The sequence below is a fragment of the Celeribacter sp. PS-C1 genome (assembly GCF_019429625.1).
In the GTDB taxonomy this organism is placed as follows: Bacteria; Pseudomonadota; Alphaproteobacteria; order Rhodobacterales; family Rhodobacteraceae; genus Celeribacter.
In genome coordinates this window covers 1-784 of sequence record NZ_JAHXRW010000040.1, presented here as the reverse complement: position 1 = coordinate 784, position 784 = coordinate 1, and the positions used below count along the sequence as shown (strand labels likewise).

Annotated in this window: 1 protein-coding gene; it reads right to left on the bottom strand. The window is 55.4% G+C overall.

What is annotated here, in order from left to right:
• Positions 1-33: 33 nt before the first annotated feature.
• The coding region (locus J5Y17_RS19095; protein ID WP_219787439.1) for an IS6 family transposase at positions 34-784 on the bottom strand (751 nt) is incomplete at its 5' end.

Below are 784 nucleotides of genomic sequence, written 5' to 3'. Positions count from 1 at the left end.
CACAAGTCGCACTTACGCCTCGGACAGACACATTTATGCTGCGAGCTGTTTCTCCAGCCAGGCCATTGTTTCAGCCATGACACACGGCCCAACGCCGAAGGCCCGCTCAATCATGCGCTTCTCACCAATGGGATCGCGGGTCAAATTGTACGCCCGTCCCTGACCTTTTCGTAGCGCCCGCATCACCTCGAAACCTTTGATCGTGGCATAGGCAGTCTTCATCGTCTTGAACCCACGCACCGGTTTGATCAGCTGCTTGAGCTTGCCGTGATCAGCCTCAACGACGTTGTTCAGATACTTGACCTGACGGTGCTGAACGTCGCTTGCGCACTTACCCTCTTGCTTGAGTTCAGCCAGCGCAGCGCCATAGGTCGGCGCCTTGTCGGTGTTGATCACGCGCGGTTGCTCCCAACTTTTCAAGCCCTTCAACGCCTTGCCAAGAAAGCGCTTCGCAGCTTTCGTATTGCGCGTCGACGAAAGATAGAAATCGATCGTGTCCCCGAATTTGTCGACAGCCCGGTAGAGATAAGCCCATTTCCCGCGAACCTTGATATAGGTCTCATCCACTCGCCAGCTATTCGATCGAGGGTGCCGCCATTGCCAACGCATGCGCCTTTCGATCTCGGGGGAATAATGTTGAACCCAGCGATAGATCGTAGAGTGGTCAACCCGATGACCCCGTTCGGCCATCATCTCTTCCAGGTCACGATAGCTAACCCCATAGCGGCAGTACCAACGCACAGCCCAAAGCACGATTTCACCCCGGAAATGACGGCCTTTGAAG